Annotated in this window: 16 protein-coding genes; 13 read left to right on the forward strand and 3 right to left on the reverse strand. The window is 46.4% G+C overall.

Annotated features, from left to right (window positions below; genetic code table 11):
- Window positions 1-174: 174 nt before the first annotated feature.
- Entirely contained in the window at window positions 175-1,146 is a 972-nt protein-coding gene (ygfZ, locus tag AACQ17_RS00695; protein WP_094147225.1) for a tRNA-modifying protein YgfZ, read from the reverse strand.
- A gap of 147 nt (window positions 1,147-1,293) precedes the next feature.
- Here ygfZ and AACQ17_RS00700 point away from each other — a divergent pair, with 147 nt between their 5' ends.
- Window positions 1,294-1,554 (forward strand): FAD assembly factor SdhE, encoded by a 261-nt coding sequence (locus AACQ17_RS00700; protein ID WP_010319812.1) that lies wholly within the window; start codon window positions 1,294-1,296, stop codon window positions 1,552-1,554.
- On the forward strand, window positions 1,502-1,951 hold the full coding sequence (locus AACQ17_RS00705; RefSeq protein WP_308507428.1) for a protein YgfX: 450 nt from the start codon (window positions 1,502-1,504) through the stop codon (window positions 1,949-1,951). The genes AACQ17_RS00700 and AACQ17_RS00705 overlap by 53 nt, the downstream gene beginning before the upstream one ends.
- 54 nt (window positions 1,952-2,005) lie before the next feature.
- On the opposite strand, the gene nadB is transcribed toward AACQ17_RS00705, so the two are convergent.
- Window positions 2,006-3,613, reverse strand: coding sequence for an L-aspartate oxidase (nadB, locus tag AACQ17_RS00710; protein WP_017046483.1), 1,608 nt, complete (start codon window positions 3,611-3,613; stop codon window positions 2,006-2,008).
- Window positions 3,614-4,018: 405 nt separating this feature from the next.
- Between nadB and rpoE the strand changes: the two genes are divergently transcribed.
- From rpoE to acpS, 11 genes are all read left to right on the forward strand, one after another.
- On the forward strand, window positions 4,019-4,591 hold the full coding sequence (gene rpoE / locus AACQ17_RS00715; protein WP_026027282.1) for an RNA polymerase sigma factor RpoE: 573 nt from the start codon (window positions 4,019-4,021) through the stop codon (window positions 4,589-4,591).
- A 34-nt stretch (window positions 4,592-4,625) separates the two neighbouring features.
- Entirely contained in the window at window positions 4,626-5,249 is a 624-nt protein-coding gene (locus AACQ17_RS00720) for a sigma-E factor negative regulatory protein (protein ID WP_017046484.1), read from the forward strand.
- On the forward strand, window positions 5,246-6,226 hold the full coding sequence (gene rseB, locus AACQ17_RS00725) for a sigma-E factor regulatory protein RseB (RefSeq protein ID WP_094147223.1): 981 nt from the start codon (window positions 5,246-5,248) through the stop codon (window positions 6,224-6,226). Before AACQ17_RS00720 ends, rseB begins: the two co-directional genes overlap by 4 nt.
- Window positions 6,223-6,693, forward strand: a complete 471-nt coding sequence (locus tag AACQ17_RS00730) for a SoxR reducing system RseC family protein (protein ID WP_017046485.1) — start codon at window positions 6,223-6,225, stop codon at window positions 6,691-6,693. Before rseB ends, AACQ17_RS00730 begins: the two co-directional genes overlap by 4 nt.
- Window positions 6,694-6,805: 112 nt before the next feature.
- Complete coding sequence (lepA, locus tag AACQ17_RS00735; RefSeq protein WP_026027281.1) at window positions 6,806-8,599, forward strand: translation elongation factor 4; 1,794 nt, start codon at window positions 6,806-6,808, stop codon at window positions 8,597-8,599.
- 91 nt (window positions 8,600-8,690) lie between these two features.
- On the forward strand, window positions 8,691-9,587 hold the full coding sequence (gene lepB, locus AACQ17_RS00740; protein ID WP_013856032.1) for a signal peptidase I: 897 nt from the start codon (window positions 8,691-8,693) through the stop codon (window positions 9,585-9,587).
- 36 nt (window positions 9,588-9,623) lie between these two features.
- Window positions 9,624-10,301 (forward strand): ribonuclease III, encoded by a 678-nt coding sequence (rnc, locus tag AACQ17_RS00745; RefSeq protein ID WP_010319803.1) that lies wholly within the window; start codon window positions 9,624-9,626, stop codon window positions 10,299-10,301.
- Window positions 10,294-11,268: a GTPase Era gene (gene era, locus AACQ17_RS00750; protein WP_010319802.1), complete on the forward strand. Its 975-nt coding sequence runs from the start codon at window positions 10,294-10,296 to the stop codon at window positions 11,266-11,268. The genes rnc and era overlap by 8 nt, the downstream gene beginning before the upstream one ends.
- A 47-nt stretch (window positions 11,269-11,315) precedes the next feature.
- Window positions 11,316-12,044, forward strand: coding sequence for a DNA repair protein RecO (recO, locus tag AACQ17_RS00755; RefSeq protein WP_166537981.1), 729 nt, complete (start codon window positions 11,316-11,318; stop codon window positions 12,042-12,044).
- The gene (gene pdxJ, locus AACQ17_RS00760; RefSeq protein ID WP_013856034.1) at window positions 12,041-12,772 is read left to right on the forward strand and encodes a pyridoxine 5'-phosphate synthase; all 732 of its coding nucleotides are present in this window, start codon (window positions 12,041-12,043) and stop codon (window positions 12,770-12,772) included. The genes recO and pdxJ overlap by 4 nt, the downstream gene beginning before the upstream one ends.
- Before the next feature lie 9 nt (window positions 12,773-12,781).
- Window positions 12,782-13,162 carry a holo-ACP synthase gene (gene acpS, locus AACQ17_RS00765; RefSeq protein ID WP_013856035.1) on the forward strand — a complete coding sequence of 127 codons (381 nt, stop codon included), beginning with the start codon at window positions 12,782-12,784 and terminating at the stop codon, window positions 13,160-13,162.
- A 93-nt stretch (window positions 13,163-13,255) separates the two neighbouring features.
- On the opposite strand, the gene barA is transcribed toward acpS, so the two are convergent.
- Entirely contained in the window at window positions 13,256-16,036 is a 2,781-nt protein-coding gene (gene barA, locus AACQ17_RS00770; RefSeq protein WP_094124176.1) for a two-component sensor histidine kinase BarA, read from the reverse strand.
- Window positions 16,037-16,205 lie beyond the last annotated feature (169 nt).

The following is a 16,205-nucleotide window of genomic DNA, read 5'->3' on the forward strand; positions in this document are numbered from 1 at the left end:
GTTTCAGTAATGACTAAAAATTCACCTCTAATATTGTGTGATTTAGAGAGCGATCACGTGCCAATGTAATGGATTACATTGTTGCATTCTTTTTCCTGAAATTTATTCGAGATAGGCGAGTGTTACAAAGCATACGCCTCGTAAAGAGGCGCATGGTCAATATGAGGAAGAAGCTTATTCGTCAGTAAGAGAGTAGGGGAGAGCTTGCATAAACCAACGAGTGTTTGGTTGGCTTGCAAGACGAAACTCAGTTTCTGGCTCGAGATTGTTTGGTAAGACGATTAAACCGATAGCGGTATTATCAGCAAACGTGTAATGAACCATTAATTGCCCAGCACTACGCCAGTTTTCTCCAACTGAGCGTTCGATCATGATTGGTTGATCATTACTTAGCGGTTGCTCAATGTTGCCTTGAAGGATGTACATTGCACGCTTATTAATACCTCGATATTTAGCGCGAGCGACGGTTTCTTGGCCTGTATAACACCCTTTATTAAAGCTGATACCATTAAAGGCCTGAAGATTAACGGCTTGCGGTATGTGCTCATTTTGATCCGCTTGACCAAGGACGGGGACTGCTTCTTCGATATCAAAGCGAGTCCACGTTTCCTCGGTGACTTTCAGTGCTTCACTTTGCGTCATGAGCTGTTGCGCGGTTTGCTCTGAAACAAGTAATAGCCAACGTTGGGATGAAATTTTGATGGCGCTACCGCCGTCAATCAAACGCACCTCACCTTCATCCGCCGTTAATGTATTGATATATTGCTCAGCTTGTTCGCCCATAACACCCAGAGCGATGTCTTGGCTCTGGCTGATATTGACCTTAGAAAAAATAGCGTATTTTTTCAGCTCTCTTAATTCAGCCTCTATCGCTGATAAAGGCTGGAACATCGCATAACCATCGTGATGATGGAACAGGCGAAAGACGGACCACACTTTGCCTTTCGCATCACAATGGGCGCCTAAGGTTGACTGTGTTGGTTCAAGAGTGACGACATTACAGGTCACTTGGCCTTGCAAATAGGCTTTTTTATCATTGCCTGAAATGATGATAGCGCCCCAGGATGCAAGATGAGTCAGCATAAGTGGTGGAAGTGAGTCATTGGCGGTTACTGCGAGAGGTGTCAATGTGTTTTGCCAGTCCATAGTCGTTACCTAAAGAGAATCTTGAGCCCCATGTTAATCCGGAAATTTTTTTTTGTCAGCTTGAACAGGGACTGTGACTCATCTACTAGTTGTATCTTCATCCAGTTGATACACTCAACGCAAATAAACATAAGGTGAGGAAAACCGATGTACACCACTGAAGAAAAAGCAAGAATCAAGTGGGCATGCCGTCGTGGAATGTTAGAGCTCGATGTGGTTGTGATGCCGTTCTTTGAAGAGTGCTTTGATTCTCTGAATGAAAATGAGCAACGAGATTTCGTTTCCCTACTTGAGTCTGACGACCCTGATCTATTTACTTGGATTATGGGGCATGGTCGTAGCGAAAATCTTGGGCATGCGGCCATGGTGGATAAAATTGTTGCCCACAACCTCAGCAAAGTGCGTTAATTTCGTATTATTTCCTTCCCATTTTGCCCGCATTACTAACTTCATTTTTTTGATGATAGCCGTGTGGGCATTATTGATATCGCCGATTCCACTTGTAACGCTCCCCTTATTTTACGCACCTCTTATCACGGCGCAAAAGAGTACCTCACTGTTAGTCCCTAGCTTAATCGGCCAATTCAAGCTCACGAGTCACGGTGAGTGGCAATGTGCCGACCAGAACCTGTCCATTGAAAAGGTTTCTACACAGTTTGCGTTTATGGTGTTGATCATTTATGCACAACAAGGTAAGCGCTATCTGTTGTGGCGCGACAGTTGTGTGGAAGCGGATTATCGCCGCTTATTGGTGCAGCTTCGGCAGGTTACCCATAGCCAATCACCAACAATAAAGGAGCGATAAACGCTCCTTTATTCATTCGGTCAACTTGACGCTAACAGATGATCGTTGGCGAGCTTACTCGTCTGGCGTTAAGATCGTTGGACCACTATTTTCGGCTAACTCTGGATAATCGAGCGTGTAGTGCAAACCGCGGCTCTCTTTGCGTTGCATAGCACAACGCACCATCAACTCTGCCACTTGCAGTAAGTTACGCAGCTCAAGCAGGTTATTTGAAACGCGGAAATGACTATAGTATTCGTGGGTTTCTTGTTGCAGTAATTGAATGCGGCGTAGTGCTCGCTCTAAGCGCTTATCTGTGCGGACAATCCCCATGTAATCCCACATAAATAGGCGCAGTTCATGCCAGTTATGTTGGATTACGACCTCTTCATCAGAGTTATTGACCTTACTTTCATCCCAACCGGGTAAGCTTGGTGGGAGCTGAGCCGTTGGTAATCCTTTTAAAATATCCTTTGCCGCTGACCAGGCATAAACGACGCATTCTAATAGAGAGTTCGACGCCATTCGGTTAGCACCGTGCAAACCGGTGTAGCTAACTTCGCCGATCGCATACAGGTTATGCAGATCCGTTTTACCTTGTTTATTGACAATAACGCCACCACAAGTGTAGTGCGCCGCAGGAACAATCGGAATCGGCTCTTTGGTCATATCAATGCCCAAATCCATCAAGCGTGTATAAATGGTTGGGAAATGTTTTTCAATAAAATCGGCCGGTTTGTGGCTGATGTCCAGATACATACAATCAGCACCTAAACGCTTCATCTCATAGTCGATGGCGCGAGCCACGATATCACGAGGAGCCAGTTCGGCACGTTCATCAAAATCGAGCATGAATCGTGAACCGTCTGGGCGTCTTAAAAAAGCGCCTTCGCCACGTAATGCTTCTGTCAGTAGGAAATTACGTGCTTCAGGGTGGAAAAGACAAGTTGGATGGAATTGATTGAACTCAAGGTTCGCCACTCGGCATCCTGCACGCCACGCCATTGCGATACCATCACCTGAGGAAACATCAGGGTTAGAGGTATATTGATACACTTTTGAGGCGCCGCCCGTGGCTAAAACGACAAACTTAGCGCGGATCGTTTCAACGTGTTCCTCATTGCGGTTCCAAATATAAGCGCCAACCACTCTTTTTTTATCACCACCGATTTTATCTTCGGTGATTAAATCCAGTGCATTGTGACGTTCAAGGATAGTAATGTTGGGGTGATTATGAACATTGTCTTGCAAGGAGGTTTGCATTGCCATGCCAGTGGCGTCAGCCGCGTGCAAGATGCGGCGATGACTATGGCCGCCTTCACGAGTTAAGTGATAGCGAGGTGCTTCATCACTGTCATTCTCTTCTCTGTCAAAAGGAACGCCGCCATCGATAAGCCACTGAACACACTCTTTAGCATGCTCGGCGATGAAACGGACAGTATCCTCTTCACAGATCCCTGCGCCCGCAATTTGAGTGTCTTCGACGTGTGACTCAATACTGTCTGATTCGTCAAAAACAGCGGCAATCCCCCCTTGGGCGTAATAAGTGGCACCTTCACTGCGTGGTCCCTTACTCAGTACAATGACTTTACTGTGTTTTGCTACGCGTAGTGCGAGCGATAAACCCGCTGCGCCACTGCCTACGACTAATACATCGCATAGATGTTCACGGTTTGCGTTCATAAAACTTTTAAATTCCCGAACTAGAGTAGAGTTGTCCAACTCTCATTTTAAATATGCATTGCATGTATCTATACTCTTGAAGTGATTCAGCCGCAAGGTTTATCCACTAACGGTATCGCTATGGCTTCAAGCCAATAGCAGTAGAGAAAGATTTGATGCAATACTTTGTAAATGCCATTGTCTTTCGTCTTATCGACCCTCACTATATTGGGGATCCCCTATAGTGAAATTAGATCACATTTATTGAATAATGCTTGGCAAATATTTTTAGACAGAATGGAACTTTCTATTCTCCCTTGAGTCACAATAGTGCTCATGTAAGCGGTGGTGTCAATACTACATTTTGCATAATGAATGCCCATATCTGAGAAGGTAAGGGGAATAACAATAGGAGTACAGGCTCGAATGAACGAGCAACTGACCGATCAAGTATTGATTGAGCGAGTTCAGAGTGGAGATAAGCAAGCGTTTAACCTTTTGGTTTTAAGGTACCAAAATAAAGTCTGCAACCTTATTTCTCGGTATGTGAGCAATTCCGGAGATGTAGCCGATGTCGCACAAGAAGCGTTCATCAAAGCGTATCGGGCTATCCCAAGTTTTCGCGGAGAGAGTGCCTTTTACACTTGGCTATACCGTATTGCTGTTAATACCGCTAAGAATCACATTGTAGCCCAAAGTCGTAGACCGCCCGCTAGCGATGTTGATGCTGAAGATGCTGAATATTACGAAAGTGGCAACGCATTAAAAGAAATATCGAACCCTGAGAACATTACGTTGTCGAAAGAATTGCAGCGGGTCGTTTTTGGTGCGATAGAAGCGTTGCCTGAAGATTTGAAAACTGCGATGACCTTGCGTGAACTGGATGGTTTAAGTTACGAGGAAATAGCAGAAGTCATGGATTGTCCTGTAGGAACGGTGCGTTCTCGCATCTTCCGTGCTCGTGAAGCGGTAGAAAAGAAAATTAAACCTCTTTTATAGCGCTCAAACTGGTAACGAAAATGGTGAATAAATAATGGCTGACAAAGAAAGACTTTCAGCACTCATGGATGGGGAAATGGTCGATAAAGCGCTCATTCAAGAATTAGAGCTCGACCAAGAAAGTTTGCAAACGTGGAAAAATTACCATTTGGTTGGTGATGTGATGCGTGGAGATGCCCCAGTCCGAGCTGAGTGGGATATTGCACAGAGCGTTGCATTAGCATTGGATGACGAGCCCGCACACAGTCGTTTACAATCTGCTTCGGTTATTGATTTTCGTGATGCAAGCCGTGAGTCTCAGCCGACGCCAGCTCAAGCTCGTCGGCAGTTACCGGCTTGGCTTTCCCAATTTGGCCAGGTTGCGGTTGCTGCGTGTGTGTCGTTTGTGGTGATTTTAGGTGTTCAACAATACGGTGGCCGTGATTCAGGAGTGAATCAAAACGACCAATTACCCGTACTGCAAACCATTCCGTTGGCTGGCAGCGCAGAGCCAGTGAGCTTAACGCGTGATTCAGTAGAGCGCCAAACCAGCGAAAGCCGCGTGCAAGAACAACGTCGCCGCGTAAACGCATTATTGCAAGACTACGAGCTGCAACTTCGCCTGAACAGTGAAAGTGCAAGCCCACATAACGATGTACTTGAATCGGTAGTTGAATGAATAAATTCCTGATCAGTGCACTGGCGCTGTTCAGTTTGAACTCTACATTAGCCTTTGCAGAAGACCAACCTGCAGAGGCTTTGTTGCTTCAAATGAACGAGGCCAGTCAGCATTTAAATTATGAGCTGTCTTACATTCTGATTAAGAAAAACAGCATCGATCCACTGCTGTATCGTCATGCAAGTCAAGGCGATCAGCAATTTGCGCATCTCGTTTATCTCAGCGGCCCGATCCGTGAAGTGATTCGCCGTGGCAATGAAGTGAGTTACATTGAACCTGGGGTAGAACCGTTCACCATTGAGTCAAGCACTATGGTTGCGCCTACGATTCCGATGCTAACCAGCAATGTCACCGAATTAGGCCGTTACTACGATTTCGTCAAAGTTGGCCGTGCACGTGAAGCGGGTACGGCTTGCCAAGTGGTGCGAGTGGTGCCGAAAGATGGCTTACGCTATTCCTATATTTTGTGGGTAGATGAAACCAGTAACTTGCCATTGCGAGCTGATTTAGTCGATCGCGACGGCGAGGTGCTTGAGCAATATCGCACTATCTCTTACGCCATTAGCGACAAATTAGCACAGGCAATGCAAGGGCTAAATGACGTTGAGTTACCCGAGGTATTGACGTTACCGAAAGGCAACCTTACGGAAAGTTTTTGGCAAGTGAGTTGGAAACCTGAAGGCTTTGAACCCAAAGAGCTTAACCGTTATCGTATGGCGATTACTGAGCGTTTGGTAGAGAGCCAGATGTTCAGTGATGGGCTATTTAGTTTTTCTGTCTATATTTCCGATAGTGACAACCATTCGCTGAAAGGCCAACTGGTTCGTCAAGGTCGCCGTACCCTGCATAGTGTGGTGAAAGGAAACAATGAAATCTCAGTGGTCGGTGATATTCCACCGGCAACGGCGCAGCGCATTGCTCAATCGGTGACGTTTGTCCAGCCTGCGGCGACCTCAACAGAGGCAACCAAACCATGATGACGGCGTTAGCAACAGTCACCGCTGTTCAACCTGATGCTAAAGGGTTTCACGTTGAACTCAGTTGTCAGCAGCAGACAAGTTGCAGCAGTTGTTCGTCCTCCAAAAGTTGTGGTACTGGGATCGTATCGAAAGCGATTGGTAACAAAGCGCTGTTATGGCAACTCGATACGAAAAAACCAGTGAAGCAAGGCCAGACGGTTGAAATCGGTTTCCCCGAAAAAAGCTTGCTTCAATCGGCAGCCTTAGTGTATTTGGTGCCGCTTTTTATGATGATGTTTGGCGCTTGGCTGGGTGAGAGCCTCTTGGCCCCTTGGCTCGGTTTAGGTGAGGGCATCGTGATCATCACGGCCGCTGTTTTTATCGCGCTGGGGATCGGAATTGCCAAACGTTGCTCTGTGGTTCTTGAAAAACGATCGCAGCAAGAGGTGGTTTTGGTCCGAGTCCTTGGTGAACCTATCGCCTAATTTATGATGCGAACCCTACCGAAATTGGGTAGAATCGGCCAACTTTATGGAAACGCCGCTTGATGTGGCTTTCTTATGTCCCTTTTTTCAAGAGTTTAGTCATCCCAAATCTATGAAGCACATTCGTAACTTTTCGATTATCGCCCACATCGACCATGGTAAGTCGACCCTATCTGACCGTTTGATCCAAGTTTGTGGTGGATTAAGTGATCGTGAAATGGAATCTCAAGTTCTAGACTCTATGGACCTTGAGCGTGAGCGTGGCATCACCATCAAAGCACAGAGTGTGACGCTCGATTACAAAGCAAACGATGGCGAGACATACCAGCTCAACTTTATCGATACTCCTGGACACGTTGACTTTTCTTATGAAGTTTCCCGTTCTTTAGCCGCCTGTGAAGGTGCTCTATTGGTGGTGGATGCTGGTCAAGGCGTTGAAGCGCAAACATTGGCTAACTGTTATACCGCCATTGAAATGGACCTTGAAGTTGTCCCAATCCTAAATAAGATTGATTTGCCAGCCGCAGAGCCTGAACGCGTAGCGGAAGAAATTGAAGATATTGTCGGCATCGATGCTATTGACGCAGTGCGCTGCTCTGCGAAAACAGGCCTTGGCGTGGATGAAGTGCTAGAAAAAATCGTTTCTGGTATTCCGGCTCCTGAGGGCGATCCTGCTGCGCCGCTGCAAGCGTTAATCATCGATTCTTGGTTTGATAACTACTTAGGTGTTGTCTCTTTAGTGCGAGTGAAAAATGGTGCGCTGAAGAAAAATGACAAGATTAAAGTGATGAGCACAGGCCAAACTTGGGGTATTGACCGTTTAGGTATTTTTACGCCAAAACAAGTCGACAAAACCATGTTGAACACTGGTGAAGTGGGCTGGGTGGTTTGTGGTATTAAAGACATTCTCGGCGCTCCTGTAGGTGATACTCTGACCAGCGCGAAAGATCCGTGTGAAAAAGCATTGCCAGGCTTTAAAAAAGTGAAACCGCAGGTGTATGCGGGGCTTTTCCCTGTCTCTTCTGATGATTACGAAAACTTTCGTGATGCGTTAGGTAAACTGAGCCTAAACGATGCCTCGTTATTCTATGAGCCAGAAAGTTCGGCCGCCCTTGGTTTTGGTTTCCGTTGTGGTTTCTTGGGTATGCTCCACATGGAGATTATTCAAGAGCGTTTAGAGCGCGAATACGATCTTGACCTTATCACCACTGCGCCAACGGTAGTCTATGAAGTGAAGAAGACCGATGGCACGATGCTTTATGTTGATAGCCCTGCTAAATTGCCTGCGGTGAACGACATTGAAGAGATTCGTGAACCGATTGCGCGTTGTAACATTTTGACCCCTTCTGAATATTTGGGTAACGTCATTATGTTGTGCGTTGAAAAACGTGGCGTGCAGGTTGATATGGTCTATCACGGTAACCAAGTAGCCTTGACTTATGATGTGCCGATGGCCGAAGTGGTGCTTGATTTCTTTGACCGCTTGAAGTCAACTTCTCGTGGTTATGCATCACTTGATTATGGTTTCCAACGCTTTGAAGCTTCAAGCATGGTCCGTGTGGATATCTTGCTGAATGGTGACAAAGTGGATGCGCTAGCCATCATCACTCACAAAGACAATTCGCAAACGCGTGGTCGTCAAGTGGTTGAGAAAATGAAAGAGTTTATCCCTCGCCAAATGTTTGATATTGCGATTCAAGCGGCGATCGGTAACCACATTATTGCTCGTTCAACCGTGAAGCAGCTGCGTAAAAACGTACTGGCGAAATGTTACGGTGGCGATATTAGCCGTAAGAAGAAACTGCTTAAGAAGCAGAAAGAAGGTAAGAAGCGCATGAAGCAAATTGGTAATGTTGAGTTGCCACAAGAAGCCTTCCTTGCCATTTTGCACGTAGGTAAAGATTAAGCATTGCTTTGTTCTTATGCATGCAGCAGTCACCATTTAAGTGAAAGAGTTTCGGCTCTTTCACTTTCGTATTTTTAGATAAGGGAACTCCATGGCGAATACATTTTCACTCATCTTGGTGATCGTCACATTAGTGACTGGCATAGTTTGGGTGCTGGAGAAGTTGGTGTGGGCGAAAAAACGCCAACAGAAGATGGCCGCTATTGAAGCGCAAACCAACGGCTTGGATGACAAACTCAGTGCCAAAATTTCCGCGCAACCTTGGTGGATTGAAAACAGTGTTTCCATCTTCCCTGTGATTGCTTTTGTGCTGGTGCTACGCTCTTTTGTGTACGAACCTTTTCAGATTCCATCTGGCTCAATGATGCCAACGTTGCTGGTGGGCGATTTCATCTTAGTTGAGAAATACGCTTACGGTTTGAAAGACCCAGTATGGCGTACTCAACTGGTCGAAACTGGTAAACCAGAGCGTGGTGATGTCGTGGTCTTTAAATACCCACCGCAACCAAGCATTGACTACATCAAGCGCGTGGTCGGCATGCCGGGCGACACAGTTCGTTATAGCAGCAACAAAGAGATTTGTATTCAAGCTCAAGGTTCAACAGAATGTAAACAGGTCAAACTGTCCAATGTTGAAGAGAGTGAGTTCAACCAAAATGGCATCCCTTTAATTCAAGTGAATGAAAAGTTAGGTCAGGTTGAACACCAGATTTTGATCAATCCATTGCGTCGTGATCGTGTTGATGCTTATCAGCCACGCCATGGCGTTAATGAATGGGTTGTTCCTCAAGGTCAGTATTTTGTGATGGGTGATAACCGTGACAACAGTGCTGATAGCCGTTACTGGGGCTTTGTTCCAGAAGCAAACTTAGTCGGTAAAGCGGTCGGTATTTGGATAAGTTTTGAGTTTGAACGTGGTGCCGATAGCGTTTTACCTTCGTGGATCCCAACTGGTGTGCGTTTTAACCGCATTGGTGGCATTAACTAGGCTAGCTTTGGCTAGCCATCACTACATCGAGAGAGCATGAATTCTCCAATTAGTAAATTAGAAACTAAACTCGGTTATTCATTTAATGATCCCGAGTTTATTTCCTTAGCACTGACACATCGCAGTGCAAATGGTAAGCACAATGAACGTCTTGAGTTTCTGGGCGATTCAATTTTAAGTTTTGTCATCGCTGATGAGCTGTACCACCGTTTCCCTAAAATTAACGAAGGGGATATGAGTCGTATGCGCGCTACGCTTGTGCGTGGTCACACATTGGCTGAACTGGGCAGAGAATTTTGCCTAGGAGATTACTTAAAATTAGGTCCAGGTGAGTTGAAAAGTGGTGGTTTCCGCCGTGATTCAATCCTTGCTGATGCCGTAGAAGCCATCATTGGTGCGATTTATTTAGACAGCGATACCGAAGTAGTACGACGTATTATTTTGAGCTGGTATCAAGAGCGCCTTGACGCCATTGAGCCGGGCGTATCGCAAAAAGACCCAAAAACTCGCCTACAAGAGTTTCTGCAAGGTAGAAGAAAGCAACTGCCTATCTACACAGTGACTAATATTAAAGGTGAAGCACACAACCAAGAATTTACGGTATCGTGTGATGTAGCAGGAATGGGAACGCCTGTAATTGGTAAAGGCACCAGTCGTCGTAAAGCTGAACAATCGGCGGCTGAAATTGCACTAGAGCAACTGACAAATGGCTGATAACGAATTTGATTTGGATGCGTACTTCGCATCAAACACCAACAGCAATGAAGCAACTCCCGAAAGTGGTGAGCAGCACTGTGGTTTTATCGCCATTGTGGGTCGCCCCAATGTCGGGAAATCAACCCTGCTGAATAACTTACTGGGACAAAAGATATCCATCACATCGCGCAAGCCTCAAACCACTCGTCACCGCATTATGGGTGTCGATACAGAGGGACCGTACCAAGCGATTTACGTTGATACTCCGGGGTTACACATCGAAGAAAAGCGTGCGATTAACCGCTTGATGAACCGTGCGGCAAGTAGTTCACTCAGTGATGTTAACTTAGTGCTGTTCTTAGTCGATGGCACTCAGTGGACCGCCGATGATGAAATGGTGCTCAACAAACTACGTAATGCTAATTTCCCTGTAGTGTTGTGTGTCAATAAAGTCGATAACGTGAAAGATCGTAACGATGTAATGATGCATATGCTAGAGCTATCGAAGAAAATGGAATTTGTTGATGTCGTGCCGATTGCGGCAAAACATGGCAAAAACGTCGATGTATTGCGTAAACATGTGCGTGAGCATTTACCTCAAGCCACGCATCACTTCCCTGAAGAGTATGTGACTGATCGCTCGCAGCGCTTCATGGCTTCCGAGATTGTGCGTGAAAAACTGATGCGCTTTACTGGTGAAGAGCTGCCGTATTCAGTAACCGTTGAAATTGAACGTTTTGACTATAACCCTGAAACCGATGGTTTTCATATCAACGCGTTGATCCTCGTTGAACGCAGCGGCCAGAAAAAAATGGTGATCGGCAAAGGTGGTGAAAAAATCAAAACCATCGGCCGTGAAGCGCGTTTAGATATGGAAGAGTTGTTTGGTCGCAAGGTTTACCTAGAAACTTGGGTGAAAGTGAAATCCGGGTGGGCAGATGATGAACGTGCCCTTCGTAGCCTTGGTTATATTGACGATCTATAACCTCTATTCGAGGTGGGCGAGAACATCGCTCACCTTTGAGTGCTGATATGTCAGACGGTTTACAGCGCTGTTTTGTCCTTCATCGACGTCCTTATAGCGAGTCGAGCCTAATCCTTGATGTGTTTAGCGAGGAGTATGGCCGCGTCACCTTAATGTCCAAAGGCGCACGCAGTAAACGATCGAACTTAAAAGGTGCACTGCAACCTTTTACCCCCTTATTGCTCAAATGGTCAGGCTACGGTTCAATGAAAACCTTGCGCCAAGCAGAACCGATTAGCCTTGGCTTACCGCTCAGTGGTATTCATCTCTATTCTGCAATGTACGTCAATGAGCTGATTGGCCGCGTGCTTGCGCAAGAAGTGCCTTGCCCAGGTCTGTTCCATGATTATCTGCATGCACTCACCGAGTTAGCTCAGTGTGAAAATCCAGAACCAGCACTGCGCCGTTTTGAACTCGCGTTGCTAGCTTCAATGGGTTATGGCGTTGATTTCTTGCATTGCGCCGGAACGGGAGAAGCCATCGATCCTCGCATGACTTATCGCTATCGCGAGCAAAAAGGTTTTATCGCTTCTGTTAGGCGCGATAACCTCACGTTTATGGGCGATGAGTTGATTGCCATTAGTGAGCGGCGCTTTGTCAGTAAAGAGCAGCTTCAAGCGGCAAAACGCTTTACACGCATAGCGTTAAAGCCGTATCTTGGCGGCAAACCTTTAAAAAGCAGGGAGCTTTTCCTGCCCATGTCTAGTTTTTCCAGAGTACGGAGTATAGGAAAATGAGCGCAATTTACTTAGGCGTTAATATCGATCACATCGCCACGTTACGAAATGCCCGCGGTACCAAATACCCAGATCCCGTGCATGCTGCTGAAATGGCAGAGCGTGCCGGAGCCGATGGCATTACCATTCACCTACGTGAAGACCGACGCCATATCAAGGATCGCGATGTGCGTATTTTACGCGAGACGTTGCAAACTCGAATGAACCTTGAGATGGCCGTTACCGACGAAATGATTGATATTGCTCTGCAAACTCAGCCTGAATTTGTGTGTTTAGTGCCTGAAAAGCGTGAAGAACTAACGACGGAAGGTGGGCTGGACGTATTAGGACAGCTTGACAAAGTGAAAGCGGCAACCGAAAAACTGACCGCTGCAGGCATCAAAGTCTCTCTGTTTATTGATGCTGATCGTGAGCAGATTAACGCGGCTAAAACTTGCGGTGCACCGTTTATTGAATTGCATACTGGTCATTACGCCGATGCAACAACCGAAGCGGATCAGCAAGATGAGTTAAAGAAAATTGCGGCGGCTGCGAGCTATGCGAGTGATTTGGGCATTACGGTGAACGCTGGTCACGGTTTGACTTACCACAACGTAGCTGCCATTGCTGCACTGCCTGAAATTTACGAACTCAACATTGGGCACTCGATTATCGGGCGTGCTGTATTTGATGGTTTGGAAAAATCGGTCGCCGATATGAAAGCCATCATGCAAGCGGCTCGCAAATAAGGTCTACCGATGGCGATTATCGGCTTAGGGACTGATATTGCGGAAATTGAACGCATAGAAAAAGCATTGTCACGCAGTGGCGATGCTTTTGCCGAGCGGGTGCTAACCCAAGATGAATTGGCGGTGTTCTATTCGCTCAAGAAAAAAGGGCGCTATTTAGCGAAACGTTTTGCCGCTAAAGAAGCGGCATCTAAAGCGCTTGGTACGGGTATTGCGCATGGCGTTAGCTTTCAGGATTTTACCGTCACCAACGACGCCAACGGAAAACCCGTGCTAACACTATCAGGTAAGGCTAAGCAGTTGGCTGCCACAGCCAGTGTGAATCACATTCACCTAACCATTTCTGATGAGCGCCATTATGCGGTGGCGACGGTGATTTTAGAGTCTTAATCTGTCAATCTTCTCTGCTTGCTGACAAGCAAATACTGCTGAGCGGCAAGCCCCTTTTTTCATTCGGTTAAATTGTTTCTTGGGTTAAATTGCTCATTCGCTTAAATACGGTTTAGCGGTAGCGACCACTTTGTCCATCTCATCTTGTAATTCAAATAACTCCGGTTCGACATCGCTGATGGATTTGCCCGATCGCAATGCCTGTTCGAGCGCTGCGCACACTTTTTTCAAGCGGGGTACGCCACTGTATGAGCAACTGCCGTGCAGTTTATGAATATGGTGCAGTAGATCTTGGGTAGGGTATTCATCATCTTCCAACGCCATGCTGACGACTTGGCTCACCTGTGGAATCGAATCAACTAGCATCTGTAGCAGCTCTTTGGCCAAATCTTCCTTGTTGGCTGATTGTTTGAGTGCATTTTGCCAGTCAATGATAATGGTGTGATTAGGCTGCTCAGCTTCCTGTGACGGCGACGGTATAACTTGTTCTGTGAGTTGTAATTTCTCCAACTGTTTACGGTTGGCGTAGGGGTTCCAGTGTGCTAACACTTGCTGCAAGATGTGCTCTTCAATTGGCTTAGTGAGGTAATCATCCATTCCTTCTTTCAGCAGACGATCGCGCTCTCCGATCATTGCATGAGCCGTTACCGCAATCACGGGCGTTTGGTGATTGAGTACCGTTTTCTTAATTTCTTGGCAAGCGGTGACCCCATCCATCTGTGGCATTTGGATGTCCATCAAAATCATATCAAATTTCTGTCGGCTTGCTTGTTCGACCGCTTCTTGGCCATTCGTACAAGCGATGACGGTTTCAACACGTTCTTGCAGCAGGGCCATGATCAGTTTGAGGTTGGCAGGGTTATCATCCACCGCCATTACTTTCAGGGGCAGTGTATCGAGTGTGATCGGTAGATCTTGAATGGCAGGCTGTACCGGTTGGTGCGCGATTAACAGTTGCAGCAATTTTTTACGCGACAGTGGCTTGGTAATGCACTGCACTGGATGATGCTGCATTAAATAATCGGATAGTGCGAGCTCGGTACTTGGTGTACCGATAATCACGTTGTCGGCAAGCTGAATAGCCTTTGTGACCCACTGCTCAACCAAATCTAAATCAGTCTCTCTACTTGGGGCTAAATTGAGTAATACATAATCGAAGCGATCCGTCTCTTCTGGCATCACTGCTCGATATGTGACGCTCAACCCTGCCTGCACCAACATTTGCTGGATGATGGAGGCGGCTTGCATATTGGGTTCAACGAGCAACAGCTGTTTATTGCTCAAAATATGTGGGTCAAGCCAGTCGCTCATCGGCATTTCAGTGGTATTAAGACGCAGCGTAAACCAGAAGGTGGAACCTTGGTGAAGACGGCTGGTGAGGCTAATTTCACCGCCCATGTGGCTGACCAATTTCTGAGTAATAACCAAACCAAGTCCAGTACCGCCGTAGCGACGAGAAATACTGGCATCGGCTTGGCTAAAGGCTTGGAACAGTTGTGCTTGTTGGCGCTCTGAAATACCAATGCCGGTGTCGCGCACCATAAATTGCAGCTCAACCACATTGTCGCGTTGTGAGCGCAATTCAACACTGATGTCGATGTTGCCACGTTCGGTGAACTTAATCGAGTTACCGACAAGGTTGGTCAACACTTGTTGGATACGAAGTGGGTCACCGACCAAGCCTGCTGGGATTTTTTGATCCACTTTAAGAGTAATTTCCAATCCTTTTTCATGAGCACTGGTCGCTTGGAGGTTAACCACCTCTTCCAAACTTTCTTGAAACTCGAACGGAATATTTTCCAGCGCTAACTTACCGGCTTCTAGCTTGGAGAAATCCAAAATGTCATTGATGATGTTCAATAAGTTATTGGCCGATTTTTCAATGGTTTGTAAGTAATCTGCTTGGCTATTCGTCAACTGGGTTTTGAGCATTTGGCGGGTGAAGCCAATGACACCGTTAAGCGGCGTGCGCAACTCATGGGACATGTTGGCAAGAAATTCTGATTTTATGCGCGCGGCTTCTTGGGCGCGTTTTTTGGCAATGTCCAATTCAACGTTTTGGATTTCCAACTGCTCTAAGGTTTCTCGCAAATCCGAGGTGGCTTGGTCGATACTGTGCTGCATTTCGACGTGATATTCCGATAGCGATACCGCCATCGCGTTGATCCCTTTTTTGAGCGAATCTAACTCACCGTGCATTTTGCCTTCGATCCGCACATCAAGGTGGCCGCGACGAATTCTATCCACCATGTTTTTCATGTGTGAGATAGGGCGAGTCACATCGTGCAGGAGTCGGAATGCGAACATCCCTGATAAACCGAGCCCAAGCGCAAGCACTAAAAAGGCGGAAAAGACCTCTTGATACTGTTGTAAACGCAATGAAGAGAGATCCAACTCTATCGCGATATAGCCGAGCGCAGGCGTTGATGTATTGGCATTTATGCCTTCGGTTAGACGGTTTTCAGCCAAAATTGGCGTGCGCAGTATTAAAGTGTTCTCGGTGAGATTTGAGCTGCTTAAAATCGGAATGGGCTTATCTTTTGGATAAGTTAAGCTTTCAAAGTTAGGGTGAAAATTCGAGGTAACAAACAGTTCGTGGTTGGCGTCAAACACCGCAATACTGCGGACAAATTTAGAGTTCTTCCGATGCGCGTAGCTGATAATGCGGCGTACCGACTCACGGCTTTGGTTTTTTAAGGCGTCTTCACTAGCAATGGCCAAAGGCTCGATGATGCTCGCCCCCGCATTGATCACCTGTTTTTCCAGATCATGGTAGCGATTGAATGAGAAAAAAGCACTGAGCAACAAGCCGATAATTAAGGTTGGAGCTAAGGTTAAAGTAATAACGCGCGCGCGTAAGCCATATCTGGTCATTATTGTCTAAACATCGTGGTGTGGATATGGGAAAATAGCCCGCAATTTGATGAGCAAGCCTGTACGAAAATCGTTTAATTGACGGCTAGCTTAATCAAGTCGAGTAAGTTCGACAATCATCCCCGCACTAAATAGTGACGCTAGGGCAAAAAACATCGATTTAATTTTA

Source organism: Vibrio sp. V10_P2A27P122, assembly GCF_963874335.1.
Classification (GTDB): Bacteria; Pseudomonadota; Gammaproteobacteria; order Enterobacterales; family Vibrionaceae; genus Vibrio; species Vibrio anguillarum.